The sequence below is a fragment of the Streptomyces albiflavescens genome, from assembly GCF_014645835.1.
Classification (GTDB): domain Bacteria; phylum Actinomycetota; class Actinomycetes; order Streptomycetales; family Streptomycetaceae; genus Streptomyces; species Streptomyces albiflavescens.
This window is the reverse complement of record NZ_BMMM01000033.1, coordinates 11,632-36,699: the sequence shown is the minus strand read 5'-3', so window position 1 is coordinate 36,699 and position 25,068 is coordinate 11,632. Positions and strand designations below refer to the sequence as shown.

Annotated in this window: 23 protein-coding genes; 7 read left to right on the top strand and 16 right to left on the bottom strand. The window is 69.8% G+C overall.

The window, feature by feature from the left end; translation table 11 throughout:
- Window positions 1-4: 4 nt before the first annotated feature.
- From IEY95_RS47175 to IEY95_RS47160, 4 genes are all read right to left on the bottom strand, one after another.
- Window positions 5-592, bottom strand: coding sequence for a TetR/AcrR family transcriptional regulator (locus IEY95_RS47175; RefSeq protein ID WP_189192508.1), 588 nt, complete (start codon window positions 590-592; stop codon window positions 5-7).
- Between the two features lie 64 nt (window positions 593-656).
- Window positions 657-803, bottom strand: coding sequence for an alpha/beta fold hydrolase (locus tag IEY95_RS47170; protein ID WP_189192507.1), 147 nt, complete (start codon window positions 801-803; stop codon window positions 657-659).
- Window positions 796-1,041 carry a DUF397 domain-containing protein gene (locus tag IEY95_RS47165; protein ID WP_189192506.1) on the bottom strand — a complete coding sequence of 82 codons (246 nt, stop codon included), beginning with the start codon at window positions 1,039-1,041 and terminating at the stop codon, window positions 796-798. Before IEY95_RS47165 ends, IEY95_RS47170 begins: the two co-directional genes overlap by 8 nt.
- Window positions 1,038-1,880, bottom strand: a complete 843-nt coding sequence (locus tag IEY95_RS47160) for a helix-turn-helix domain-containing protein (protein ID WP_189192505.1) — start codon at window positions 1,878-1,880, stop codon at window positions 1,038-1,040. The genes IEY95_RS47165 and IEY95_RS47160 overlap by 4 nt, the downstream gene beginning before the upstream one ends.
- A 153-nt stretch (window positions 1,881-2,033) precedes the next feature.
- Between IEY95_RS47160 and IEY95_RS47155 the strand changes: the two genes are divergently transcribed.
- From IEY95_RS47155 to IEY95_RS47135, 5 genes are all read left to right on the top strand, one after another.
- Window positions 2,034-2,477: an ATP-binding protein gene (locus tag IEY95_RS47155; RefSeq protein WP_189192504.1), complete on the top strand. Its 444-nt coding sequence runs from the start codon at window positions 2,034-2,036 to the stop codon at window positions 2,475-2,477.
- Window positions 2,478-2,616: 139 nt separating this feature from the next.
- Window positions 2,617-4,323: a PHP domain-containing protein gene (locus IEY95_RS47150; RefSeq protein WP_189192503.1), complete on the top strand. Its 1,707-nt coding sequence runs from the start codon at window positions 2,617-2,619 to the stop codon at window positions 4,321-4,323.
- A complete protein-coding gene (locus IEY95_RS47145) occupies window positions 4,320-4,907 on the top strand; it encodes a hypothetical protein (protein ID WP_189192502.1) in 588 nt (195 codons plus the stop codon). Before IEY95_RS47150 ends, IEY95_RS47145 begins: the two co-directional genes overlap by 4 nt.
- A 486-nt stretch (window positions 4,908-5,393) precedes the next feature.
- The gene (locus IEY95_RS47140; protein ID WP_189192501.1) at window positions 5,394-6,338 is read left to right on the top strand and encodes an AraC-like ligand-binding domain-containing protein; all 945 of its coding nucleotides are present in this window, start codon (window positions 5,394-5,396) and stop codon (window positions 6,336-6,338) included.
- A gap of 114 nt (window positions 6,339-6,452) precedes the next feature.
- A complete protein-coding gene (locus IEY95_RS47135; protein ID WP_189192500.1) occupies window positions 6,453-7,883 on the top strand; it encodes an NHL repeat-containing protein in 1,431 nt (476 codons plus the stop codon).
- Here IEY95_RS47135 and IEY95_RS51160 read toward each other — a convergent pair.
- From IEY95_RS51160 to IEY95_RS47080, 11 genes are all read right to left on the bottom strand, one after another.
- Window positions 7,880-8,254, bottom strand: a complete 375-nt coding sequence (locus IEY95_RS51160; protein WP_189192499.1) for a hypothetical protein — start codon at window positions 8,252-8,254, stop codon at window positions 7,880-7,882. The two genes, IEY95_RS47135 and IEY95_RS51160, sit on opposite strands and share 4 nt — an antisense overlap.
- Before the next feature lie 157 nt (window positions 8,255-8,411).
- Complete coding sequence (locus IEY95_RS47125) at window positions 8,412-9,212, bottom strand: ABC transporter permease (RefSeq protein ID WP_189192498.1); 801 nt, start codon at window positions 9,210-9,212, stop codon at window positions 8,412-8,414.
- Window positions 9,213-9,217: 5 nt separating this feature from the next.
- A complete protein-coding gene (locus tag IEY95_RS47120; protein ID WP_189192497.1) occupies window positions 9,218-10,027 on the bottom strand; it encodes an ABC transporter permease in 810 nt (269 codons plus the stop codon).
- On the bottom strand, window positions 10,024-11,019 hold the full coding sequence (locus IEY95_RS47115; RefSeq protein WP_189192543.1) for an ABC transporter ATP-binding protein: 996 nt from the start codon (window positions 11,017-11,019) through the stop codon (window positions 10,024-10,026). Before IEY95_RS47115 ends, IEY95_RS47120 begins: the two co-directional genes overlap by 4 nt.
- Before the next feature lie 59 nt (window positions 11,020-11,078).
- A complete protein-coding gene (locus IEY95_RS47110) occupies window positions 11,079-12,266 on the bottom strand; it encodes an MFS transporter (protein WP_189192496.1) in 1,188 nt (395 codons plus the stop codon).
- Window positions 12,259-15,126 carry a glycoside hydrolase family 2 TIM barrel-domain containing protein gene (locus tag IEY95_RS47105; RefSeq protein ID WP_189192495.1) on the bottom strand — a complete coding sequence of 956 codons (2,868 nt, stop codon included), beginning with the start codon at window positions 15,124-15,126 and terminating at the stop codon, window positions 12,259-12,261. The genes IEY95_RS47110 and IEY95_RS47105 overlap by 8 nt, the downstream gene beginning before the upstream one ends.
- Window positions 15,127-15,138: 12 nt before the next feature.
- Window positions 15,139-16,032 carry a carbohydrate ABC transporter permease gene (locus tag IEY95_RS47100; protein ID WP_229703841.1) on the bottom strand — a complete coding sequence of 298 codons (894 nt, stop codon included), beginning with the start codon at window positions 16,030-16,032 and terminating at the stop codon, window positions 15,139-15,141.
- Entirely contained in the window at window positions 16,029-16,994 is a 966-nt protein-coding gene (locus tag IEY95_RS47095) for a carbohydrate ABC transporter permease (protein ID WP_189192494.1), read from the bottom strand. The genes IEY95_RS47100 and IEY95_RS47095 overlap by 4 nt, the downstream gene beginning before the upstream one ends.
- 20 nt (window positions 16,995-17,014) lie before the next feature.
- Window positions 17,015-18,277: an ABC transporter substrate-binding protein gene (locus IEY95_RS47090; protein ID WP_189192493.1), complete on the bottom strand. Its 1,263-nt coding sequence runs from the start codon at window positions 18,275-18,277 to the stop codon at window positions 17,015-17,017.
- A gap of 196 nt (window positions 18,278-18,473) precedes the next feature.
- On the bottom strand, window positions 18,474-19,703 hold the full coding sequence (locus IEY95_RS47085) for an ROK family transcriptional regulator (RefSeq protein WP_189192492.1): 1,230 nt from the start codon (window positions 19,701-19,703) through the stop codon (window positions 18,474-18,476).
- A gap of 91 nt (window positions 19,704-19,794) precedes the next feature.
- The gene (locus tag IEY95_RS47080; RefSeq protein ID WP_189192491.1) at window positions 19,795-21,045 is read right to left on the bottom strand and encodes an FAD-binding protein; all 1,251 of its coding nucleotides are present in this window, start codon (window positions 21,043-21,045) and stop codon (window positions 19,795-19,797) included.
- 178 nt (window positions 21,046-21,223) lie between these two features.
- On the opposite strand from IEY95_RS47080, the gene IEY95_RS47075 reads away from it, so the two are divergent.
- A complete protein-coding gene (locus IEY95_RS47075; RefSeq protein WP_189192490.1) occupies window positions 21,224-22,231 on the top strand; it encodes a hydroxyacid dehydrogenase in 1,008 nt (335 codons plus the stop codon).
- A gap of 115 nt (window positions 22,232-22,346) precedes the next feature.
- Here the strand turns inward: IEY95_RS47075 and IEY95_RS47070 are convergent, their stop codons facing one another.
- On the bottom strand, window positions 22,347-23,201 hold the full coding sequence (locus IEY95_RS47070) for an alpha/beta fold hydrolase (protein ID WP_189192489.1): 855 nt from the start codon (window positions 23,199-23,201) through the stop codon (window positions 22,347-22,349).
- Window positions 23,202-23,464: 263 nt separating this feature from the next.
- On the opposite strand from IEY95_RS47070, the gene IEY95_RS47065 reads away from it, so the two are divergent.
- Window positions 23,465-24,784: a radical SAM protein gene (locus IEY95_RS47065; RefSeq protein ID WP_189192488.1), complete on the top strand. Its 1,320-nt coding sequence runs from the start codon at window positions 23,465-23,467 to the stop codon at window positions 24,782-24,784.
- Window positions 24,785-25,068 lie beyond the last annotated feature (284 nt).

Genomic DNA, 25,068 nt, shown 5'->3' with positions numbered 1-25,068 from the left:
CAGGTCACTCGTGATCGCCGTCCTTCGTCCGTGGCCAGTGCTCCAGGGCCACATGCAGGGCGTCCAACGCGCGCTCCCAGGACGCCTGTACGTCACGGGGAGCGCCGAATCCGCCGATGGATTCGAGGTGGCAGTAGCCGTGAAAGGTGCTGCGCAGCAGGCGTACCGCATCGGTGAGGTCGGGCTCGGACAGCCCGTACGCCCGCAGCATGCCGTACGTGACCTCTGCCGTGCGCCGGCCGGCGTCGGACTCGGCGGCGACGGCGGGGTCGAGCTGCAGATGCGTGGCCCGGTATCGCCCCGGCCGCTCCAGCGCGTACTCCCGGTAGGCGCCCGCGAAGGCGACGAGCGCGTCCTTGCCCGCACGCCCGGCCACCGCGGCGGCGATCCGGTCGATCATCTCGCCGGCCGCGAGGAGCGCGATCCGCTCGCGCAGCTCCCGCACGCTCTTCACGTGCGAGTACATGCTCGCGTCCTTCACCCCGAACTGCCGCGCCAGCGCGGACACGGTGACGTTCTCGAAGCCGACCTCGTCCGCGAGATCGGCCGCCGCCTCCACGAGACGGTCGGTCGTGAGCCCGGCACGGGGCATGTGTCACCACCTGTCGCTCGGCTGAACCTAGAGTTTCTAGGCTACAACCTGATATGCACAGGTTTTACGGCCCTGAGAGGAGGCTGCCGGCGAAGTGGGCCGCCACCTCGTCCCACCTGGTGCCGTCCGAGGTCAGCCCGTGCAGCAGCACGAGGGGCGGGGCCTCGGGGTTCCCCGACTCCCGGTACGCGAGCCGTATGGGGTCAGCCACGCGCGGCGAACTCCAGGAACTCCGTCCACGTGGTGGGGGAGAGGGTGAGTTGGGGGCCGTGGGTGTTCTTGGAGTCGCGGATGTGGATGGTGGTGGGGCAGGTGGCTACCTCTACGCAGTCGCCGTCGCTGCCGCTGCTGTACGTCGACTTGCGCCAGGCGAGGGCCACTTCGACGCAGTCGTCGCCGTCGCTGCCGCTGTAGCTGCTCTTGAACCAGTCCAGCTCCGTGGTGCTCATAGCGCTCCTCGCATCTGCTCCAGCAGGCTCCGGGAATCCTCCGGGGTGAGAGCCTGTGAGCGCAGTTTCGCATAGCGTGCGTGGAGCACACTGATCGATTTCGGGTCAGCGATGAACTGGCCGCTGCGCTGCCCCTCGCTATAGCCGAACCACTCGTTCTCCGGAGTCTCCAGTAGCCGGATGGGGCCATCGAGACCGGCGTGGGCTTGGAGCGTCTTTGGCAACAACTGCAGTTCCACGTTGCGTAGTTCGGTGACGTCCAGGACAGAGTCGATCAAGCCGCGCGTGACGTCCGTGCCGCCGGTGCCCCGCCTGAGGATGTACTCCTCGACGATGAAGCTGAACGCCGTGTTGGGCCGCTCCCTGAGGAGGGACTGGCGCTCCAGGCGAGCCGCGATCTGGGCCTCGATCTGCGAGTCCGTGAGCACCGGCACCCGCTCGCGAAAGAGGTTGCGCGCGTACCCCTCCGTCTGTAACAGCCCCGGCACCAGCCGGTTCTCGTATGTGTAGAGGCTGATCGCCTGCTCCTCCAATTCCGCCCATGGACGGAACCAGGACGCCAGGCCCTTCTCCCTTCCCGCGTGCTTGTAGACCCCCTTCAGCACGCCGAACGCGTCCAGAACCTCCTCCGCGCGCTCGACGAACCGGCGATGCGGGAAGCGTCGTCCCTGCTCGATCGACGCGACCGTGGACGGCTGGTACTGCACGAGCGGCGCGTACTCCTCCTGCGTGTAACCCGCCCGCTTGCGGAAAGCCTTGTGCACCGCTCCGAACGCCTTCAAAGTGTCGGGCGGCTCGTTCTCGGTCGCGTTGTCGATGCTGATGGTGCTGTCGGTCATGCCGGGAACCCCCGAGCTTCTTGGTGCCAACCCCGCCGAGTCACCAAGGGTCACGCACGGTGACACACACTGTCCAGTCCGTGAACTCGTACACCGCGCTTTGTACGAGTGGCGGAGCTGGTCGACCCCCATGCCCCACGGGACCGTTGCCGCATGCAAGGAGACACCCAAGCCCAAGTCCCCGTCACCGTACGTACGTTCACCCAGCTCTACAGCTGCACCCCGCGAGGGGCACGGCTCGCGCGGCGGCTCGTCGCGAATCGGATGGACGTATGGGGGTTCGCGTACGACAGCGAGGTGAGCGAGAACGTGACCCTCGTCGTCGCCGAGCTCGCGGCGAACGCCGTGCGGCACGGCCGGGTGCGCGGGCGTGGCTTCCGCGTACGGCTGCTGCTGCGCGACGGCGTCGTACGCGTGGAGGTGGCCGACGGGCGGACGGACCGGCTGCCCGTTCCTCAGGAGCCGTCGGACGACGAGGGCGGACGTGGGCTGCTGCTCGTCGCGGCGCTCGCGGAGCGGTGGGGAGTGGAGCCCCGTACGGGAGGGGCGTACAAGGTCGTCTGGGCGGAAGTCCGGACGCAACGGGCGGCCGGATGATCAACACGTGTATGTACAGGTCCAGTTGCCCCGCCCAGGTCGTTCGGTGATCACGAGTCGGCCGCCCAGAGTTCATGTTTCGCATCGAATCTCCTCGTGACACGCGTCCATGGGGCGGCGCGCGACTCAGGAGGCGGTCATGGGGCACACGCACGGACACGAGCACGGGCATCACCACCATCACCACCACGAGGAGATGGGCGGCGGCCGACTCCCCGCCGCCTTCGACACCTCCGTGCCGGACGAGGCGCTCACCCCCGACCAGCAGTCGCGCCGCTCGCTGCTGCGCCGCGCCGGTCTGCTCGGCGCGGGCCTGGCCGCCGGCAGTGTCCTCGCGCAGGGGGCCGCCACCCCGGCGTACGCCTCCTCGGACAGCCGGGGGAAGAACGGCTTCCTGTGGCTGGCCGGTGACCACCACATCCACACGCAGTACAGCAGCGACGGCAAGTACCGCGTCGGCGACCAGGTCCGTCAGGGCGCCCGGAACGGTCTGGACTGGATGGTCATCACCGACCACGGCAGCGAGACGCACGCCAAGATCGGTGTGGAGAAGGTCAACCCGGACATCCAGGAAGCCCGCGACGCGTACGGGGACACGCTCGTCTTCCAGGGACTGGAGTGGAACATCCCGGCCGCCGAGCACGGCACCGTTTTCGTTCACCCCGGCAAGAACGAGGTCGCGGTCCTCAAGCAGTTCGAGACCGACTACGACGGCAGCGTGAAGGGCGCCTCCGACTCGACGCCCGCCAACGAGGCGCTCGCCGTCGCGGGCCTCAACTTCCTTGCGGAGCAGGTCGAACGGCGCAAGGTCAAGGACGCCCTGATGCTCGCCAACCACCCCGCGCGGCGCGGCGTCGACTCGCCGCACGAGATCCGCGGCTGGCGCGACGCGACCGCGCCCGGCCGTCAGATCGCCGTCGGCTTCGAGGGCGCCCCGGGCCACCAGGCCGCCGGTATCGCCGCACCGCTCGGCATGGGCCGGGCCCGTGGCATCTACGACAACAGCCCGAGCGCCGGCTCCTTCGCCGGGTACCCGCTGGAGAGCTACCGCACCTGGGGCGGTTTCGACTGGATGACCGCCACGGTCGGCGGCCTGTGGGACAGCCTCCTCGCCGAGGGCAAGCCCTGGTGGATCACCGCCAACTCCGACTCCCACCAGGTGTACACGGACACCGCCGTACGCGGCGGCCCGGACAGCGACTTCACCGCCAACGGCAAGCACACCGACCCGGTCTACGGCGGCAAGGTCGACCTCACACAGGGCGACTACTGGCCCGGCCAGTACAGCCGTACGCACGTCGGCTCCGACGGATTCTCGTACGCCGCCGTGATGGACGGCATCCGGGCCGGGCGCGTATGGGTCGACCACGGGCAGCTCATCAGCGGACTCGACGTGCGGGTGGCGGGCGGTGGCCGCTGGGCCACCCTCGGCGGCGCGCTGCACGTGAGGAAGGGCACCCGGGTCACGCTGACGGTGGACCTGGGACTCGCGGGCAGCCCCAACTGGGCCGGGTTCGTACCGAAGCTGGCGCGTGTCGACGTCATCCAGGGCGATGTGACGGGCCCGGTCGCGGACCAGGACACGTTCACCGCTCCCACCGCGAAGGTCGTCCGGTCGTACGAGGTGAACAAGTCCACCGGCACGGTGCGTCTCACCTACGACCTCGGTGTGGTCGACCACCCGGTGTACGTGCGCCTGCGCGGCACCGACGGCAACCGATCCGCGGTCGGCCTGATGGGCTCCGCGGTCGACCCGGCGGGCCCGGCCGTGGACGTCGTCGGCGACGCGGACCCGTGGAAGGACCTGTGGTTCTACTCCAACCCGGTGTGGGTCCTGCCGTCGTGACCGAGCGGTACGCGTATGTCGTCGGAGTCGACACCGGCCTCGTGGGAGCCCTGCGGGAGGCCGACCACCTGCTGCGCGGGCTGGCTGTCGAACTCGGCGCGGCCGAGGACGTGTGGGGCTGCACGCACCATGTACGGGACGGGGGGCGCCCGCACACGGCGCTGTCCTTCGCCGTACCGTCGGAGCGTGCCGCCCGCGCGGCCGTTCGGCGGCTCGCGGAACGGGAGTTCGGTGTCGCCCTCGGCGCCGAGCGGCACGGCCCCGCCGACCTGGCTGCCGGAGCCGCCCGGGCCGCCGCCGAGCACGCGGAGCGCACGGGTGGCCGCGCCGTCCTCTACCCCGGGGCCGAGGCCCTCACCGGCACGGTGACCGTAGCCCGGCTGCTGGCCGGCTCCGCCGTGGACCGGGTCGCCGTACTCGGCGCACCCGACGGTCCCGAGCCGGAGCGGCGGATCGTCACGCGCGACCACGTACGCCCGGAGTGGCGCGAGGGGCAACTGGTCCTGACGACGATGCCGGCCGCGGGCGGGACGCTGGTTCCGTTCGAGGTGCCGGAGCCCACGCCCTGCTGCGCGGATCACTGAGGGCGGACGACCGGGGGCAGCGGGCGGCCGAGGGCAGTCGGCTGGAACTGTGGTGACGGTTCCAGCCGACGTTGCTCCCCCATGAGTCACGCTACGGAAGCGACGGCCCGACGAGTCTCCACATCGCGCCCGGTCCGTCTCCGATTCGCGCCCGGTCCGTCTCCGATGCACGCCCGGTCCGTCTCGTCTCCGATTCGCGCCCGGTCCGTCTCCGACTGGCGCTCGGTCCGTCTCCGATTCGCGCCCGGACCGTCTCCGAGTGGCGCCCGGTCCGTCTCCGATTCGCTCCCGGTCCGTCTCCGACTGGCGCTCGGTCCGTCTCCTATGCACGCCCCGGCCGTCCGGCGACTCCCGCCCGGGCCGCCGTCTCCCTCTCACGCCGGGACCCTCTCCCCGATCGGCTCCCGGAACCGGGTAACTCCCGCTTACGTCAATCGATATACCGACAAAGGAACGGGCAGGCGCGCGGAGGCAGGGAGCGGCTCCATGAACGGTGGTGCCTTACACATCCACCACGCAGGCATCGGCGAGTTACAGACCGCCGCGTCAACGATCCTGGCACCGCTCGCCGTGACGGCGCCGGGCGCGGACGCGTTCCGCGCCGACATCGACGCGGCGGCGGTGGGGCGCGCGGCGGTGGCGCGGATCCGGGGCTCCGGACACCTGGTCGCGCGTACCTCCCGGGCGATCACGTCGTCCGATCCCGAACTGCTGAAGGTGACACTGCACCGGTCGCCGTCGCCCGCGGCGGTGGACCAGGGAGGGCGTCAATCCCGGGCACACGGCGGGGACTTCGTGGTTCTCGACATGACGCGGCCGTACCGGCTCGCGGTCGCCGACGGCTGCGACGTCATGGCCGTCGGCATCTCGCGCACCGAGCTGGGCCGCCACGCCGACACCGTCGCCCGCCACGCGGCGCTGCGGCTGCCGGCCGAGACGGGGGCGCAGGCGGTGCTCTCCGCGTTCCTGCAGGGCCTCGGCAGCCACCTCGACGAACTGGCGGGTCCCGCGCAGGCCCACGTGGGCGACGCGCTGGTGTCCCTGCTCCTCGCCGCGTTCACGGACGGGACTCCCGGCCGGATGGACACGGAGACGGACCTGGTGGACCGCATCCGTGTCTATGCGCTGGCGAACATCGCCGACCCGTCGCTGTGCGTCGACTCGGTCGCCGCCGCGCACGGCATCTCGGCGCGCCAACTGCACCGCCTGTTCAGCCGCGATGAAGTCTCCTTCGCGGCCTGGCTGCGCCGCGAACGCCTGGAACGCGTCCGCCGGGACCTGCTCGACCCCGCCCATGACGGCCGTACGACGGCGGCCGTGGCCGCCCGTTGGGGCATGCACGACCCCCGGCACCTCGCCCGCGCCCTGCGGACGCACTACGGACAGACGGCTCGCGACCTGCGGCAGGGGCGCGTCACGCGGCCGGATTGAGCCCCTTCGACAGACCGGCTGTCGTCATCCCGGCGAGTGGAACTCTGACGACCAGTGAGCCCAGCCCGTGGCCAGCCGCCGTGTCGGGTCAACGGGCGTCCGGAAGCTGGGCGCATGTCCATGCTTACTTCCCGACATCCGCGCCGTCCCCGCTCGTTCATGAGCCGGGTCGGTCTCGCCTTCGCGGCCGCTCTCGCCGGCGTCGTGGCCCTGCCGAGCAGCGCCCTCGCCGCTCCCGGCGACCTGGACACCTCCTTCGGCAGCGGCGGCAAGGTCGCCATCGACGGTGGCTCTCCCGCGGAGGGCCAGGACCTCGCCGTCCAGGCCAACGGCAAGATCGTCACGGTCGGCGCCCGACAGAATCCCGACACCCTCTACAGCGACTTCTCCGTGATGCGGCACAACGCCGACGGCAGCGTCGACACCTCCTTCGGTGGCGGCGACGGGGAGGTGGTCACCGATGTCGAGGGCGGCCAGGACGTGGCGCAGGGCGTGGCGATCCAGCCCGACGGGAAGATCGTCGTCGTCGGCGACACCGAGAGGTTCGGGGAGGCGAACGGCGGCTGCTGCTGGTTCACGGTGGCCCGCTACAACGCGGACGGCAGCGTCGACACCACCTTCGGGCAGGGCGGGCACGTCATCCCCGAACTGGCCGGCGGCGCCGAGGACGGCTGGGCGGTCGCGGTGCTGCCCGGACCCGACGGGAAGATCCTCGCGGCGGGCCGGGCCGGCGGCGCGTTCACGGCGGTCCGCTACGACCGCGACGGCACCCCGGACACCACCTTCGGGGGCGGCGACGGCGAGGTCATCACCTCGTTCCCGTTCTCCGACGTGGGCGTGGGCGGTGCTCAGGCGTTCGACATGGCCGTCCAGCCCAACGGGAAGTTCGTCCTCGCCGGATACTCGGGCTCCACCTCCTTCGACTTCGCGCTGGCCCGCTACAACGCCGACGGCAGCCTCGACACCACCTTCGGGGGCGACGGCCTCGTCACCACGGATCTCGGCGGCTACAACTGGGGTCGTACCGTGGTCGTGCAGTCGAGCGGCAAGATCGTCGCGTCCGGAGCGAGCGGCGGCAGCTTCACGCTGGTGCGCTACAACGTCGACGGCAGCCTCGACGGCGGCTTCGGCACCGGCGGCGTCGTGACCACCGACTTCGGCACCAACTCCGCGGTGCAGGACCTCATGCTCCAGCCCGACGACCGGATCGTCGCCGCCGGAGTCGCCGGCAACGACGTCGCGCTGGCCCGCTACAACGCCGACGGCACCCTCGACACCGGCTTCGGCACCAACGGAAGGACGACCACCGACTTCGGCGCCTGTGACATCGTGAACAGGCTCGCCCTCCAGCCCGACGGCAAGATCCTCGCGTTCGGCAACAGTGGTGACCACCGGGCCCTGGCCCGCTACCTGGGGGGCATCGGCACCCCGCCGCCGCCCGTCGGCGTGGACCTGTCGGTCACCAAGACCGGCCCCGCCGCGGTCAGTATCGGCGACCGGGCCACGTACACCGCGACCGTCACCAACAACAGCACCACCACCTAGGCCACCGGCGTCTCCCTCTCCGACACCGTCACCGGACCCGCCGCGACGGTCGTCTCGGCCACGTCCGGCCAGGGCACCTGCACCACCACCGGCACCGGCGCGAGCTGCTCCCTGGGCACCCTCGCCCCCGGCGCCCGCGCCACCCTGACGGTCGTCGTCGAGCCCCGCGCCACCGGCACCCTCTCCGACCGGGCCACGGTCAGCGCCACCCAGACCGACCCGACCCCCGGCAACAACAGCGCCAACGGCGGCTTCGGCACGGACACCTGCACGACGGACACGGGGGACACCCGGATCAGCTGTCCGTAGGGCACACGGGCGAGACGAGTGGGGCCCGGGCCGGTCACCGGTCCGGGCCCCGTCGTCGTCACTCGCGGTCTGTCACTCGCGACCCGTCACTTCAGTCCGTCACGCTCGGTCCGTCACGCTCGGTCCGTCACGCGCTCTGCCGGCGGCGCCGCGCACAGCACGGCGCCGACTGCGTAAAGCGCGGCGCCGACCAGCGTGAAGCGGGCCTCGCGGCGGTGGTCATCCGTTGATTCCCGTGTAGTGCCGAAGGCTCCACCGCCACAGCAGCCGGGCGGCCAGGTACGCGGCGGCTCCCCACAGCGGGGAGGCCGCGGCCAGCCAGTACGGCACTCCCGCCTGACCCCCGTGGCCGGTCAGCACGGCGGCCGGGAAATACGCGACGAAGGCGAGCGGCAGCCCGTAGGTGAGGAGACCGCCGATCGCTCGCGGCAGCACGTTGAGTGGATAGCTGCCGAACGTGCCGAGCAGTTCCTCCAGCCAGCGGCCCCAGTAGTCGGCGGCCGGGAAGCGGAGCGAGGCGCAGGCCACGACCGTGAACAGGGCGGCTTCCAGGAGCATGCCGCCGAGGACGGCGACGATCAGGTACGTGGTGCGCCCCGTCGTCCAGTCCAGGTCGCTGCGGCTCAGCGCGCCCGCCATCAGGCCCGCCGCCACCGTCAGGTCGCCGATCGCGTTGGTGGGGAAGAACTCCAGCTGGACCTGGCGGTGGACCGGCAGGGGCCGGATCAGGTAGACGTCGATCCTTCCTTCCTGGATGATCCGGCCGAGACCGTGCAGCCGACCCAGGAACAGGACGAACAGGCCGTGCGCCACCATGCGCGTCGCCGGAATCAGCAGGACGTCCGAGCTGTCCCAGCCGCCCATCCCGGTGAACCGGGTCAGCAGGACCGTCGCGAACACGATCACCGACACCTGCCAGACCGCGCCGATCGCGATCATCATCAGGAACTCGGAGCGGTACTCCAGCTGCGCACGGAAGTTGAGCCGGGTGATGCGCCACGCGATCCGGACGGCTTTCACAGGTATCAGCCTCCTTGTGAGATCACGCGCCGGGCGGCGCGCCGCCACAGCAGCCGGGTGAACAGGGCGAGCGCCACCACCCAGGCGGCCTGCAGGGCGAGTTCGGGGGCCGCGTCGGACACCGGGATCCGGCCCACGTACAGCGACAACGGCACACTGAGCGTCGCCTGGAACGGCAGAAGACGGCTGAGCGTGATGAACCAGTCGGGGAAGAACCACAGCGGCGCGTACACCCCGGACAGCAGGTTCTGCGCGAAGATCAGGATCATGATCGCGGCACCGTTGCGGAGCGTCCAGAAGCACAGCTGGTCGATGACGAGCATGACGTAGTACTGGACCCATTGGCCGAGCAGCACACTCAGCGCGAACACCCCTGCCACGGCAGCGGACGTGGGTGGATCGACGACCCCGGCGGCCAGGCAGATCAGGTATCCGGCCGACGCCCAGGCCAGTCCGTAGACTTGCTCGCCGAGCGCGCGCAGCGCGTAGTAGCGCTGCGGGGGCAGCGGACGCAGATACCAGTACACGATGGTGCCGAAGTGCATGTGCTGCTGCACGGTGTCCCGGCCCGAGTACTGGTCCAACTCCCTTATGCGGGTAGCCAGTACAGCGAGCACGGCATACGTGACGGCCTGGTCCCGGGTGAGTCCGGCGGTGGTGCCGGTCGCCGCGTACAGGCCGCGCCACAACGAGGCCACCAGCACCACCTGCACGGTGAGCCGGAGCAGCGCGGCGGTCATCCGGGGAGGGGTGTGCAGCTCGCCGAGCGGGGTGACCCGGGCGGCCCGCCAGCCGCGCGGGGCACTGACGCTCATACTGCCCCCGCCTGGACGTACGCCGCCCGCATCACGTCCTCCAAGTCGGCCTCGTCCAGGGCGACATCGGACACCTCGTACCGCTCGATGATCCGCTTCAGCGCCTGGTGGACGGTCGGGGCCTCCTCCCCGTCCGGCCCGAACACCATCTGCGGGCCCTCGCGTCGCAGCAGCGCGATACCCGGCAGCGGTTCGACCGGGGTGTGCGGGTCCGCGAGCGTGGCCCGCACCTGCCAGGTCGAGCCGAACGTGCGGCGGATCTCGTCGAGCGTGCCGTCGAGGATGAGCCGCCCGTGGTTGATCAGGACGACGCGCTCGGCGAGGCGCCCGACCTCCGTCATGTCGTGCGTGGTCAGCAGCACCGTCCGGCCGCGCTCCTCCACCTGATGCTTGAGGAAGCCACGCACCTGCTCCTTGACCACCACGTCCATGCCGATGGTGGGCTCGTCGAGGAACACCACCGGCGGATCGTGCAGGAGCGCCGCGGCCAGGTCGCAGCGCACCCGCTGGCCCAGGGAGAGGTGCCGTACGCGGGTGTCCCAGAAGGAGGAGAGGTCCAGCAGCTCGTCGAACTCGCCGAGCCGGGCGCGGTGTTCAGCCGCCGGTACCTCGTAGATGTCGCGCAGGATCGCGAAGGACTCGCGCACCGGCAGGTCCCACCACAGCTGTGTGCGCTGCCCGAACACCGCGCCGATGTTGCGTGCGTTGCGCTCGCGCTCTTCGTACGGGACCACGCCCGCGACGCGCGCCTCGCCGGCCGTCGGAGTGAGGATGCCGGTGAGCATCTTGATGGTGGTGGACTTGCCCGCGCCGTTCGGCCCGAGCAGGGCGAGCAATTCTCCGGGGGCCACGTCGAAGGTGACGTCGGAGACGGCTTGCTTGGCGACTCGCTCCGGGCTGACGAGAGACTTGAGGGCGCCCGTGAATCCGGGGCGACGGACGGTGGTGTGAAAGGTGCGGGAGAGGCCGCGGACCTGGATGCTGCCGTTCACACCGGCGGAGCTGCTGCGCCCGTTCACGGTGGCAGAGCTGTTGACTCGGTTCACGCCCTTCATGCCGCACGCTCCCCCGTCAGCCGCGTCAGTTGCGTCAGCCGCATCAGCCAGACCGTCGCCAGCAGCGACGCGCCTGACAACACGGTCAACAGCCAGGGCACCGCGTGAATCCCGGACGCCTCGATGCCCACGCCGAGGAGCGGTGGCGCCGCCACTCCGCCGATCATCGACGCGGCGATCACCCAGGCACCCGCCCGCTTGGCCCCCGGCAGTGCCTGGTTCAGCCAGGGCAGACCGGTCGGGAACACCGGTGCGATGAACAGGCCCACACCGGCGTACGCCACCGGCGCCACATCCGGTATCAGCGCCAGCAGCAGGCACGCCGTCATCCCGGCCGCGCAGACCGCGAGGATGCGCTCGGGCGCGTACCGGAGCGTGATCGGGACGACGAGGAAACGGCCCGCCGTCATCATCAGCCAGTACACCGAGGTGGCGGAGGCGGCGACCGTGGCGCTGTAGCCGACGGTCTCCAGGTGGGTGGGCTCCCAGCCGCCGATGCCCGCCTCGACGGCGACATTCAGGATGTACAGGGCGAGGAAGCCCATCAGCACGCGGGAGAGCAGGCCGCCGGCGGCGGGTTTCTCGGCTGCCTCGGACGTGGCGGGCGCCTCGCTGCGCACCCCGCCCGTGCACAGGATCAGTGCCGCCGCCAGCACGGCACACGCCCCGAAGGCGTACCCGTAGTCATCGGGACCCACCCACGCGATGAGCGCGGGACCGAGCACCGCACCGATGCCGAAGTGCGCGTTCAGCACGTTCAGCATCGCCGTCGAACGGTCGCCGAAGCCGACCGCGAAGAGCTGATTGAGGCCGTAGTCGATACCGCCGAAGCCGAGGCCGCCGAGGAAGGCGGCGGCGAGGGCCGAGGGCCAGTTCGGCGCCCAGGCGAAGCCCGCGCCACCCACCGCCATCAGCGCGTAACTCGCCGCCAGCAGCGCTCTGTTGCTGATCCTGGAGTGGATCGCGTTGAAGGCCAGGACGCCCGCGACCCCTCCCGTGAAGTGCAGACTCAGGCCGAGCCCGGCTGCGGAAGGAGACAGGCCGAACTCCTCGCGCAGGCCCGGCACCGCGGGACCGTAGAGCGCCTGAAGCATGCCGATGAGGACGAACGCGACGCAGGACGCGACCGCGGCCGGACGGCTGAAGAGCCGGCCGGCCGCAGTCCGCGTGAGAGTGTCAGCCATGGATCTCCGAGAAGACGAAGGAGAACTCCGCGGGAGCGGCCCGCAGTTGGTACTGCGGCAGCGCGCCGGGACCGCACGACTGCGAGCCGATGCCCTGCTGCCCGTGGTCGAGGTTGACCCAGACCGTGTCGCCGGGCGCCAGGTCCGTCAGATGCTCGGCGGCGTCGAGCTGCTCGGTCGTCCAGCGACGTGCGGTGAACCAGAAGGACGGATCACCCTCGACGCGCAGACCACCGATCTCCGCCCAGCGGACATCGGCACGGGCGCCGTTCTCCTGCGGACGCACATACGGCGTCTGCAACGCGTCGACCGTCGAGTCCCAGCGCGCCACTCTGGACGCGGACTTGGTGTCCGGATACCCCTCACCGGGGCCACCTCCGAACCACTTCACCCGGTCCGCCGAGCCCGAGAGCCCCAGGCGGATCCCGAGCCGTGGCAACGGCAGCGTCCAGTCGCCCTCGGGCGCCACGGACACCGTCAGCCGCAGCCGCGTCCCGTCGGACGTCCACCGGTACACCGTGCGCAGGCCCACCTCCCAGGCGGCGGGCGCCACCCGGGTGCGTACGGTCAGGGCGTCGTCGCCCAACTCCACCGCGTTCAGCCGGTGTCGCATCCGGTGCAGGCCCAGCTTGCGCCAGAGCAGGCCGTAGCGCTCGTCCGGCTGCCAGTGCGCACCGTTGTCGTTGTCGGTCGGCGCCCGCCACACGTCCAGGCGCGGACCGGTGACGTCGACCCCGCCGATCGTGTTCAGCGCACCCGTGCGGGCGTCGAAGGAGGCCGGGCCGAGGGTGATGCGCCGTCCGCCGAGCACGGGCCCGTCGGACTGGACCATGCGGGCCAAGGGCCGTTCATCGACCGGGATTTGGGTCCAGGCGACCTCGTGGCCCTGCGGCGCCCACGCCGTCCCGGCGGCGAGCACCGCCCGTACCGTCCACTGTGTCTCGGCCCCGTGCGCGTCGGCGGGCGGTGTCGGCAGCTTCACCTCGGCCGACTCACCAGGGCCGAGCGCGGGCACCGTCAGCGCGCCCGTCTCGACCGTCTCGCCGTCGACCTGGTACGACCACTCGAAGGCGAGCGCCGAGAGATCCGCGAAGTCGTACGCGTTCGTCACGCGCACAGTCCCGTCCGCGCCCTCACCGGCCATGCGAACCGGTTCGATCACCTTCTTGTACTCGACGAGCCCCGGCGACGGCGTCCGGTCCGGGAAGAGCAGCCCGTCGCAGACGAAGTTCCCGTCGTGCAGCTCCTCGCCGAAGTCGCCGCCGTACGCGAATCCGTACCGTTCGTCCTTGATGCCGTGGTCGATCCACTCCCAGATGAAACCGCCCTGGATACGGTCGTAGGACTCGAAGAGGCGCTGGTAGTCGGCGATGCCGCCGGGGCCGTTGCCCATGGCGTGCCCGTACTCGCAGAGAATGAAAGGAAGGTGACGCCGCTTCAGTGAGCCGCCGTCCAGACCGCGGCCGATCCGCTCGACCTCGGCGTGGTCCGCGTACATCCGCGCATACATGTCCGTGTCACGGCAGTTGATGTCACCCTCGTAGTGGATCAGCCGTGAACCGTCCCGGCCGCGGATCCACTCGGCCATGGCGGTGAGCCCGCGCCCGGTGCCGGCCTCGTTGCCGAGAGACCAGATGACGACGGACGGGTGGTTCTTGTCGCGCTCGACCATACGGGCGGCGCGGTCGAGCAGCGCAGGGGTCCAGCGCTCGTTGTCGACGGGGTTGTCGCGCCAGGCCTGTTCGGTGAAGCCATGGGTCTCCAGGTCGCACTCGTCGATGACCCACAGGCCGTACTCGTCGCACAGGTCCAGAAAGGCCGGATGCGGCGGGTAGTGGGAGGTGCGGACCGCGTTGATGTTGTGCCGCTTCATCAGCAGCACGTCCTCGCGCATGGTCTCCAGGTCGAGGGCGCGGCCCTTCTCCGGATGCCACTCGTGACGGTTGACGCCCTTGAAGAGGACCGCCTTGCCATTGACCTTGATCAGGCCGTCGGCCAGCTCGACCGTGCGGAAGCCGATACGGAGCGGCACGCGTTCGCCCTCCGTGGCCAGCACACCGTCGTACAGATGGGGGACTTCGGCCGTCCACGGCCGGACCGCGACGGTTGCCGTCTCGCCGGTGGCGACATCGATGTCCAGGGCCGGCAGGGTCACTCGGCCGTCGACGTCGGAGTCGACGCGCAGGGTGCCCTCACCGGTGACGTGGTCGTACGACGCGTGCACGAAGAAGTCGAGGACGCCGCCCGCCGGGCGGTGCAGCAGCGTCACGTCACGGAAGATGCCCGGCAGCCACCACTGGTCCTGGTCCTCCAGGTACGAGCCCGCCGACCACTGGTGGACACGGACGGCGAGCACGTTGCCGCTCGGCTTGAGCAGGTGCCCGACCGCGAACTCGTGCGGCAGCCGGGAGCCCTTGAACTCGCCGATGTCCGTGCCGTTGAGCCAGACGCGGGCGCACGACTCGACCCCGTCGAAGCGCAGGACGACACCGCCGTCCGAGGGCCAGTCGGACGGCAGGTCGAAGAACCGCAGATGATCTCCGGTCGGGTTCTCGGTCGGCACGCGCGGCGGGTCGACCGGGAACGGGTAGAGGTGGTTGGTGTAGATCGGCGCACCGTGGCCCTGGAGCACCCAGTGCCCGGGAACCGAGACTTCCGCCCAGTCCCCGGCGTCGTAGCCCTCCTCGGCGAACGAGTCGTCCTCGGCGTCGGCCGTGGCCGACAGCCGAAAGCACCAATTGCCGTTCAAGGACAACGACGTGCTGTCTGAGGACGCATACCAGGCCCGCGGCGGCAGCGCGCCGCTGCCGGGCGAGACGTTCTCGACGTAATCGATGGAAGTGGTGGTGCGGAAAGACATCGGTCTCCTAGCTCAGCCCTTGATGCCGGTCTGCGCGATCCCCTGCACCAGCCAGCGCTGGAGGAAGAGGAACACGAACAACAGGGGCAGGATGGAAATGGCGGTCGCCATGAAGATCAGGTGGTAGTTGACGGTCTGGTTGGTCATGTACGAGGAGAGCGCGACCTGTACGGTCCACGCGCTCGGGTCCTGGCCGATGACCAGCGGCCACAGGAAGGCGTTCCAGCCGTTGATGAACGTGATCGTCGCGATCGCGGCGAAGAAGTTCAGTGAGTTGGGTACGACGACTCGCCAGTACGCGCCCCAGTAGCCGAGCCCGTCCACGCGTGCCGCCTCCTCCAGCTCCCTCGGGAACCCCAGGAAGTACTGCCGGAAGAGGAAGCAGGTGAAACCACTGAAGAGGCCCGGAATGATGAGACCTCGGTAGCTGTCCACCCAGCCGAGGGAGGAGACCAGCACGAAGCTCGGGACGAAGGTGACGGCGGCCGGCACCATCAGGGTGAACAGGACGGCGTAGAAGATCTTGTTGGCGTGTCTGTAGGGGATGCGGGCCAGGCCGTAGCCGGCCAGCGAGCACACCAGCAGGGTGCCGACGGTGTGCAGGGTGCCGACGACCAGCGAGTTCACCATCGACTGGCCGAAGTCGACCGTCGTGTCGCGGAACGGCTCGGTGATGTTGCCCCACTGGATGTTCGTGGGGAAGAACTTCCAGTTCTCTCCGGTGATGTCGGGGTCGGTGGAGAGGGCGTTGCGGACCAGCAGATAGAAGGGGATCAGGAAGAGGACGCCGGCGATACCGGTGCCGATGTACAGGCCGGTGGAGCTCATCACGCCGCCGCGCCTGGAGCGGCGCGGCCCCGTGGGAGACGTCCCGGTCTTGCTCACCTCGGGTACGGTCGTGGTCACTTGGACTCGTCACCCCTTCCGAAGCCCATGATCCTGCCCTGGAACAGCGTCACGACGACGATCAGCAGGGTCAGCATGACCGCGCCCGCGCTGCCCGCGCCGTAGTCCTGGTTCTGGCCCAGGGCGGTGTAGTACAGCTCGACGAGCGGCGGGCGGCCCCAGGTGGTCTTCGACAGGAGGTTGAAGAACTCGTCGAAGGCCTGGTAGGCGGCCACGAGCAGCAGCAGGATCACGGCCGTCGAGGTCGCCCTCAACTGGGGGAGCGTGATGTGGCGGAAGGTCTGCCAGCCCGGCTTGGCGCCATCGATCGCGGCGGCCTCGTAGAGCTCCTGAGGGATGTTCTGCAACGCGGCCAGGAACAGGATCATGTAGAAGCCGGACTGCAGCCACAGGCGCGCGGTGAGGATGACCAGCCAGTACCACGGCGGGTCGGGGTTGGCGAGCCAGGCGATGTTCTCCACGCCGAACCAGCCGAGGACGGTGTTCGCCAGGCCGAAGCGGACGCCGTTGAAGAGGGACATCTTCCAGATCAGCGAGGCGGCGACATAGCTGCACGCGGTCGGCAGGAAGAAGACCGAGCGGAAGAAGGCGCGCAGGAAGCGCAGCCGGTTCACCAGCATCGCCAGGCCCAGTGAAAGGGCCCACGTCGTCGGCACGATGAACGCGGCGAAGACGGTGAAGGTGCCGAGGGATCCGACGAAGTCATTGTTGTCCAGCATGAACCGGTAGTTGTCGAACCCGACGAACTTGTCCGGTGTGACGGTGAAGCGCGCCTCGAAGAAGCTGAGCCAGATGCTCCAGCCGATGGGGACGTAGACGAAGATCACCAGGCCGATGAGGAACGGGCTGGTGAAGAGCCAGAAGTTGAAGGTGCTGCTGCCCCGCAGACCCCGCCGCGGCCGGGCCTTGGAGGCTTTGGCCGGGGCGGGGCGCGCGAGGTCGCGTGTCGTGGTCGTCGACATGTCTCGGTCCGTCCGGCGGTCTATCCGAAGAGCTTCTTGAGCTCGCGGTCGACCGTCTTGTCGGCCTTGTCGAGAGCGGCCCCCGGGTCCCCGCCCTTGCGGACGGAGTCGGCGAAGACGTCCTCAAGGGCGGTGATCATGGCCTGGGTCCAACCGATGTTGTCGAAGTGGCCGTACTCGTTGAAGAGCTTGACGCCCTCGGCGGGCAGACCCGACTTCAGCTTGGTGGCGGACTGGGCGATGGAGGTGCGGGGCGGGATGTGGAAGCCGTACGAGGTGGCCCAGTCCTCCTGGTACTTCTTCTGATCGATCCACAGCCACTTCACGTACTCCTTGGCCAGGTCGACGTTCTTGCCCTTGGCGTTGACGAACATCGACCAGCCGCCGTTGTAGACCGAGGGCTTTCCGGCGTCCGTGACCTTCGGGAAGGGGAAGACCCCGATGTCGTCGCCGAGCGTCTGCTGGAACTGCGGCATCGCCCACATGCCGCAGAACTGCATGGCACACAGCCCCTGGTTGAGCGCGGAGGGGTCCCAGTAGTCCGCGGGGGCGTCGAGGAGCAGGTCGCCGCTGGTGAACAGCTTGCGCATCTTCTTGATGCCCTCGATGACGCCGTCCGTGTGGTAGGCGATCTGGTTCTTCTCGTCGAGGGTGTCGGCGCCGGCCGACCAGATCATCGGGTTGATGACGGCGTGCAGGTCGTTGCCGAGGAACAGGCCCTTGACCTTGCCCGTGGTGAGCTTGGCCGCCGCTTCGATCAGCTCGTCGAGCGTGGTCGGCACCTTGACTCCGGCCTTCTCCAGCAGCGAGGGGCGGTAGAAGAAGAACTGCGGGTCGTCGATCATCCGGACGCCGTATATCTTCCCGTCGACCGTGTGCGACGTGATGTCGGCCGGATTGAAGTCGTCCTTGACCGGGTCGATGATGTCCGTCAGGTCCGCCACCTGGCCGCTCTTGACGAGTTGGATCTGCGGGTGGAACTCGAAGAGGTCGGGCGCGTTCTTGGTGAGCAGCGTCGCGAACAGCTTGCTCTCGAAGTCGGAGCCGGTGATCCACTGCGTGGTCACGGCGGCCTTGTCGTAGGCCTTCGCGTACTTCTTGATGGCCTGCTCCGTGCCCGCCTCGCCGTAGGCGTGGAAGTACTGCACCAGGCTCTTGCCCGAACTTCCGCCGCCGGAACGCCCGTTGTTGCTGCCGCACGCGGCCAGCGCGCCGGCGGCGGAGAGGCCGGCGGCGGCCCGGAGTACTGATCGACGGTCCCAGTTGCTGCTCATTGCCGACATGGTGACGTCCTTGTCTCGAGTACGGCTGCGGCTCGAATTCGCTGTGCGGTGCGGGACGTTAACCTTCGGCTAAGCCTTCGGCAAGGGGTTGGACGAAGTCTGTTCGAAGCGTTGCGTGGTGTTCGGGATACCGGACGTGACGGAGCCCTGGCTCGCCGCGTCAGCGGTTCCGCACCGCTCAACTCCTCTTGATGCGTTACTGCTTGGAAGCGGCGTTGCGCTTCGCGGGCCGCTGGCCGACCGACTGGAGTGCCCCTTCCAGGGCGAACGTCGCGGCTCCGAGGCAGACCGGATCGGTCGGGATGGGGGAGAGGACGATCTCGGTGGCCGTGAACGGCCGCTTCAGCGCGTGCCGGGCGACGGCCTCGCGGACCTCGTTCAGCAGCGGTTCGCCGAGCGCGGCCGCGACCCAGCTGCTGAGCACGACCACCTCGGGGTTGAGAAGGTTCACCAGGTCGGAGATCCCGGCACCGAGGTAACGGGCGGTGTCCCGGACGACTTTGAGTGCCACCGGATCCTGCGCGGCGACGCCCTGGGCGAGCGCGTTGATCGTGGCGGTCTGATCCTCGGGGTGCAACAGCACGCTGCGGGGGCTCAACTCCCGCAGATTCAACATGATTCCGGGCGCGCCCACATACGTCTCCACGCAGCCGTGATTGCCGCAGTGGCACAGCCGCCCGTCCAGCACCAGCGTCGTGTGGCCCCACTCGCCGGCGCTGTTGCTGACCCCGCGGTGCAGACCCCCGCCGAGGGCGAGCCCGGCGCCGACTCCCGTGCCGAGATTGACGACCACGGCGTCCCCGCGTCCGCGGGCCGCGCCGAACCAGAGCTCGGCGACCGCACAGGCGCGCAGCGGATTGTCGAGGTAGAGGGGGTAGGCGATGTGCTCGGCGAGCAGGTCGAGCAGCGGCACTTGGTGCCAGTCCCAGTTCGGGGCGTACTCGCAGATCCCGCCCTCGCGGTCCACCTGGCCGGGCACACTGACGCCTACGCCGAGGACGCGCGCACCTTCGACACCGGCCTGCGCGACCACCGAACCGACGGCCGCCGCGACATGCCCGACGACCTGCTCCGGTCGGCTCTCGCCGGGGCGCATGTCCTCGTCGGCGCGGGCCAGCACGTTCAGCGCCAGGTCGAACAGCTCGACGCGTACATAGGTCTCCGCGATGTCGACGCCGATCAACGCGCCTCCCGACGCGTTGACGGCGACGAGGCCCCGCGGGCGGCCACCCGCGGAGTCCTCGAAGCCGACCTCGGTCAGCATCCTCAGGTCGAGCAGCTCACCGACGAGCGTGGCGACCGTGGCCAGACTGAGCCCGGTCGCTGCCGCCAACTCCTGCCGGGAGGTGGGCGATTCGGCGATGATCTGGCGCAGCACCTCGTAGCGGTTCGCGGTGCGGATGTCGCGTGATGTGCCGCGCCTCATTGCACTCCCCCGGCCCCTCCAGGTCATGCCGGGACCGCTCGGCCCCGGCGCCGGAAAAGGCTATGGCCTGTGAGGGAATTTCGACAAGGGGTTAGGAAAGGGGGTGGAGAAAGTCCCTCGCGAAGGCGTTGGTGAACGTGCCCGCCGGGTCGAGCGATTCCACCAGTGTCCTGAACTCGCCAAGCCGCGGATACCGGCCGCGCAGCACCGCAGGCGGCACCGTGAACACCTTGCCCCAGTGCGGCCGGGGATCGAACGGCTCCAGTGCCTCCTCGACCCGCCGCACCACCGGCAGTACGGCCTCGGTGTCCTCGACCCATGTGAAGTGCAGGGCAACCGTATCCCGCCCGTACGCCGGGCTCAGCCACTGGCGGTCGGCGGCCACGGTCCGCACCTCACAGATCTGCAGCACCGGCGCGATGGTTCCACGGATCTCGTCGAGGGCCCGCAGCGCGGCCAGGGCGTCCGAGCGCGGCAGCAGATACTCGGATTGGAGCTCGGCCCCGCTGCTGGGCGTGAACTCGGCCCGGAAATGGGGGAGTCGCTCGTGCCAGGGGCCCGGAACGCCGAACTGTTCGGTGCAGTTGCGCGCGGGCATCCCCGGCACCGGGTGCATCGCCTCGGTCGCCGGCGCGGCCCACGGGAAGTCCGTGAGCGGTTGGTCGGTGCGCCGCTTGAGCCACACGTGACGAAAGCCCGGCCGCCCCCAGTCGGTGAACAGACTCACGCTGTACGCCGCCGCCGCGACCGTCTCGAAGTCCAGTCCCGCCAGGGGGAGTTCGGTGAAGACATGCTGGCTCACCTCGAAGTCCGGCTCCAGGTCCAGAGTGAGCGCGGTGACGACACCGAGCGCGCCCAGCGACGTCACGGCTCCGTCGAAGCGCTCGTCGCCGCGCCCGATCGTCACCATCGAGCCGTCCGCCGTGACGAGCTCGACCTCGCGTACGGCGGAGGCCAGCGAGCCGTTCTTCACCCCCGAGCCATGCGTACCGGTCGCCACCGAGCCGGCCACGGAGATGTGCGGGAGGGACGCCATGTTGTGCAGCGCGAACCCGTGCTCGTGCACCCGGCGGGCGAGTTCGGCGTACCGGACGCCGCCTGAGACCCGTACCGTACGGGCCGTCGTGTCGACGTCCACGGCGGGTGGCAGACCGGTCAGCGAGAGCAGCATGCCGTCGGCGCCCGGCTCGGCGATCTCGTTGAAGGAGTGGCCGCTGCCCAGCACCCGCACCCGGGCGCTCTCCGCGACCAGCGCTCGGAGCGCGTCGAGCGAGTGGGGCCGGTGCAGTTCCTTGGCCGTGTACGTGATGTTGCCGGCCCAGTTGGTCAGGGTCTTGGTCATCCCTGTCGTCCCTCCCCGGGAAGTCGCCGTCCGCGGCCGGTTTTCGACGGCCACCGGGGGACGGTACCGCGCCGGAAGGCCCACCCCACCGGCCCGTCCATTGACCCTCTCACGCGGCGACACCTACGGTAGAGAGCGTTTGCTGTCGCCGAAGGAACCGAGCCGGAAGGTCACCTCTTTGCCCGAGCGTCCACTGGCGATGTTCGCCATGACCGCCGAGAACGTGCCGCAGATCTTCCCTCCGGAGGCACTGGCCCGGCTGCGCGAGTCGGTCGACATCGATCCCGCTCTGGTGGCGGTGAACTTCACCGATCCTCGGGTCCGCGATGTCCTCGCCGAGACCGAGATCCTGATCACCGGCTGGGGCTGTCCCGCGCTCGACGGCGCCGTCCTGGACGCGGCGCCGAAGCTGCGCGCGGTGCTGCATGCCGCCGGCTCCGTCAAGAGCCTCGCGACGCCCGAGGTGTGGGAGCGCGGGCTCGTCGTGTCGTCGGCGGCCGGGGCGAACGCGCTGCCTGTCGCCGAGTACACGCTCGCCATGATCCTGCTCGCCGGCAAGGACCTCTTCGCGTACCGGGAGCGCCTGCGTGTCGAACGGGCCTTCCCTTACGGGGAGATCGTCCCCGGCATCGGCAACTTCGGGCGCCGTGTCGGCATCGTCGGAGCGTCACGCGTCGGGCGACGGCTCATCGAGCTGCTGCGGCCCTTCGATCTGAGGGTGAGCCTTGCCGACCCGTATGTCGACGAGGCCGGGGCCGCCGCGCTCGGTGTCACCCTGCTGCCGCTCGACGACCTGCTCGGCGGGAGTGACATCGTCACCCTCCACGCGCCCCAGACGCCCGAGACCCGGCGGATGATTGGCCGGCGTGAACTCGCGCTGATGCCATCAGGATCCGTCCTCATCAACACCTCGCGGGGTGCGCTCGTCGACCAGGACGCCCTTGTCGATGAGCTGCGGAGCGGGCGGATCAGCGCGATTCTCGATGTGACCGAACCTGAGCCGTTGCCCGTCGACTCGCCGCTCTACGACCTGCCGAACGCGTTCATCACCCCGCATCTTGCGGGGTCGCAGGGGAATGAGGTCGCTCGGCTGGGTCTGACGGTGGTGGGGGAGGCCGAACGGCTCGTGGCGGGGCGCGAGTTGGCGTTTCGCATCGATGGGGAGGCGTTGGAGCGGGCTGCGTGAGGAGGGTGTTTCGCCCCCGCCGCCCCCGCCGCGCCTGCCTGCTCCCGACTTGGAGGCTCCGCCCCCAAACCTCCGATCGGCCTTGACGGCCTTGACGGCCTTGACGGGTTTGTCCTCAGACGCCGGACGGACTGAAAGACGATGCCGCGACGGCCGCCACGAAACCGTCGGCGTCGTCCAGCCACGGGAAGTGTCCGGCCCCGGGCTGAATGACCAGTTCGAAGTGCGGGAACAGCTCGGCGAGTTCGGCCACGGCGCTGGGAGGAGAATTCAGGTCGACCTCTCCGGCCAGTACGAGGACCGGTGACACGAAACGGGCGAGCGCGGCACGGGTGGTCTCCGGGGCGAAGGCGCCCTCGGAGCCGTAGACAGCCGCGGCCTCCATGTTCTTGTGCCCGTCCTCCGCTGCCCGATGCGCGCGAGCCGTCTCGTCCCAGCGGCCGTACCAGAACGGGGCGACGGCCTGGAAGGAGTCGGCCGTCGCCTCGCCGGCGACGATCGCTTCCAAGGCCGCGAAGGCCGCCGGGAACCACGGCTCGTCCCGGCGGAGCAGTGCCGTCGCGCGCCGGACGTCCGCCGTGATCGTGATGCCGACGGCGTACACGCTCGGTGTGATCAGCGCGAGCCCGCCGACACGTTCCGGATGGCGCGCCGCGTACAGCACGGCCAGATTCGTACCGGCGGAGTGCGCGAGCAGGTGCATCCGGTCGAGGCCCAGGTGCTCGCGCAGGGCCTCCACGTCATCGACGAGTCGGTCGCAGCGGTAGGAGGCGGGGTCCTCCGGTGTCGCCGACCGGCCGGTTCCCCGAAGGTCCAGCATGATCAGCTGCCGGTGCGCGGAGAGGCCACCGAGATCCTCGATGTACCCCGAGTCCTGCATCGGTCCGCCCGGAAGGCAGATCACCGGAGGGCCGTCGCCGACCACGTGGTACGCCAGCTCGGTCCCGTCGTGCGCGGAGAAGGTGGGCATGGCCTCGACTCTGTCAGTGGCGTTCGGGCGGAGCAACAGGGTTCTCCGTGGCCCTCGCCTGCCGCTGACCTCGACCTGGGGCGCGCCCCGAGTCGACGTCCCCCAGACTTCGTCCAGGGGAACCCTCAGCCGCCGCCGGACAGGGTCCCTCCGGCGCACATCGCGCGGCGCGAGGGGACCCGGCACGGCTGATGTCCGAGCGGGGGCATACCGTGAGGAGTGGAGCACGTCAGACGAAGCAGGTCGGGAGCGAGGAGAACGGGATGGGCAGCCGCACCACACTGGTCGAGGATCTGATGGAGCGGTTCCCGCACGTGCCGCGGGAAGCGGTCTTCAAAGAGGACCTGCTCCGTGGGGGTGTGGCCTTCGACGCCTCCGCCCTGAGTGACAATGAGAGCGGTGAGGTCAAGCCGAAGTCCTACTTCATCTTCTCCTTCGACCACGGCACCCTTCCCGAGCTGGGCGAGGCCGCGCTGCGGCGCCCGCCCGAGGAGATCATCCTCACGGGTGGCCCGTACGACCTGCGGCGGACCGTGGTGTCCGTACGCGTCAACCCGTCCTCGCCGTATCGCGTCGCTGCCGACGAGGACGGCGTGCTCGGGCTCTATCTCGACGGGAAACGGATCTCAGACGTCGGGGTGCCCCCGATGCCCGAGTACTACCGGCACACGCTTTCCAACGGGAAGTCCGTGATGGAGGTGGCCCCGACGATCCAGTGGGGGTATCTCATCTACCTCACCGTCTTCCGCGTCTGCCAGTACTTCGGCGCCAAGGAGGAGTGCCAGTACTGCGACATCAACCACAACTGGCGCCAGCACAAGGCGGCGGGCCGGCCGTACACCGGTGTGAAGGACGTCGAAGAAGTCCTGGAAGCGCTCGAGATCATCGATCGGTACGACACCGCCAAGGCGTCCACCGCCTACACGCTCACCGGCGGCGCGATCACCAAGACGGTCGCCGGACGCGACGAGGCCGACTTCTACGGGCACTACGCCAAGGCCATCGAGGAGCGCTTCCCCGGGCGGTGGATCGGCAAGGTCGTCGCCCAGGCGCTGCCGCGCGACGACGTCCAGCGCTTCAAGGACTACGGGGTGCAGATCTACCACCCCAACTACGAAGTGTGGGACCGGCGCCTCTTCGAGCTGTACTGCCCGGGCAAGGAGCGCTACGTCGGCCGCGACGAGTGGCACAAGCGGATCCTCGACTCGGCGGAGATCTTCGGCGCGCGCAATGTCATCCCCAACTTCGTGGCGGGCGTGGAGATGGCCGAGCCTTTCGGCTTCACCACCGTCGACGAGGCCATCGCCTCGACGACCGAGGGGCTGCGCTTCTTCATGTCGCACGGCATCACGCCCCGCTTCACCACGTGGTGCCCGGAGCCGACGACTCCGCTCGGCAAGGCCAACCCGCAGGGCGCGCCGCTGGAGTACCACATCCGCCTCCTGGAGGCGTACCGCTCCACGATGGAGGACTTCGGCCTCTCCTCCCCGCCCGGATACGGCCCGCCCGGACCGGGGAACGCGGTCTTCTCCGTCAGCTCCTTTATGGACAGCCTTCCCGCACAGGAGCCGTCCCAGGTGTAATCCGTTCCGCGTCGCCGGAGACGGCGCAGGGCGGTGGGCGTACCCGGGTACCCCCTGCTCGAGAGGTTTCGGCCAGTCCCGCCAGCCCCTCTGTCCCGCCGGCCTCGCCAGCCCCTCTGTCCCGCCGGCCCCGCCGGCCGCCCTCCGGGTGGCCGGCGGGGCTGCGTCTGTGCGGTGATCGCCGCGGCCGTCCTGGGCGTCGAAGGTCCGGTGAAAGTCGTTGGGGATCGATACTTTCCGGCCTTCCTTCCGTACCACACTGGGGACGCCCGGAGCCGGGCGGC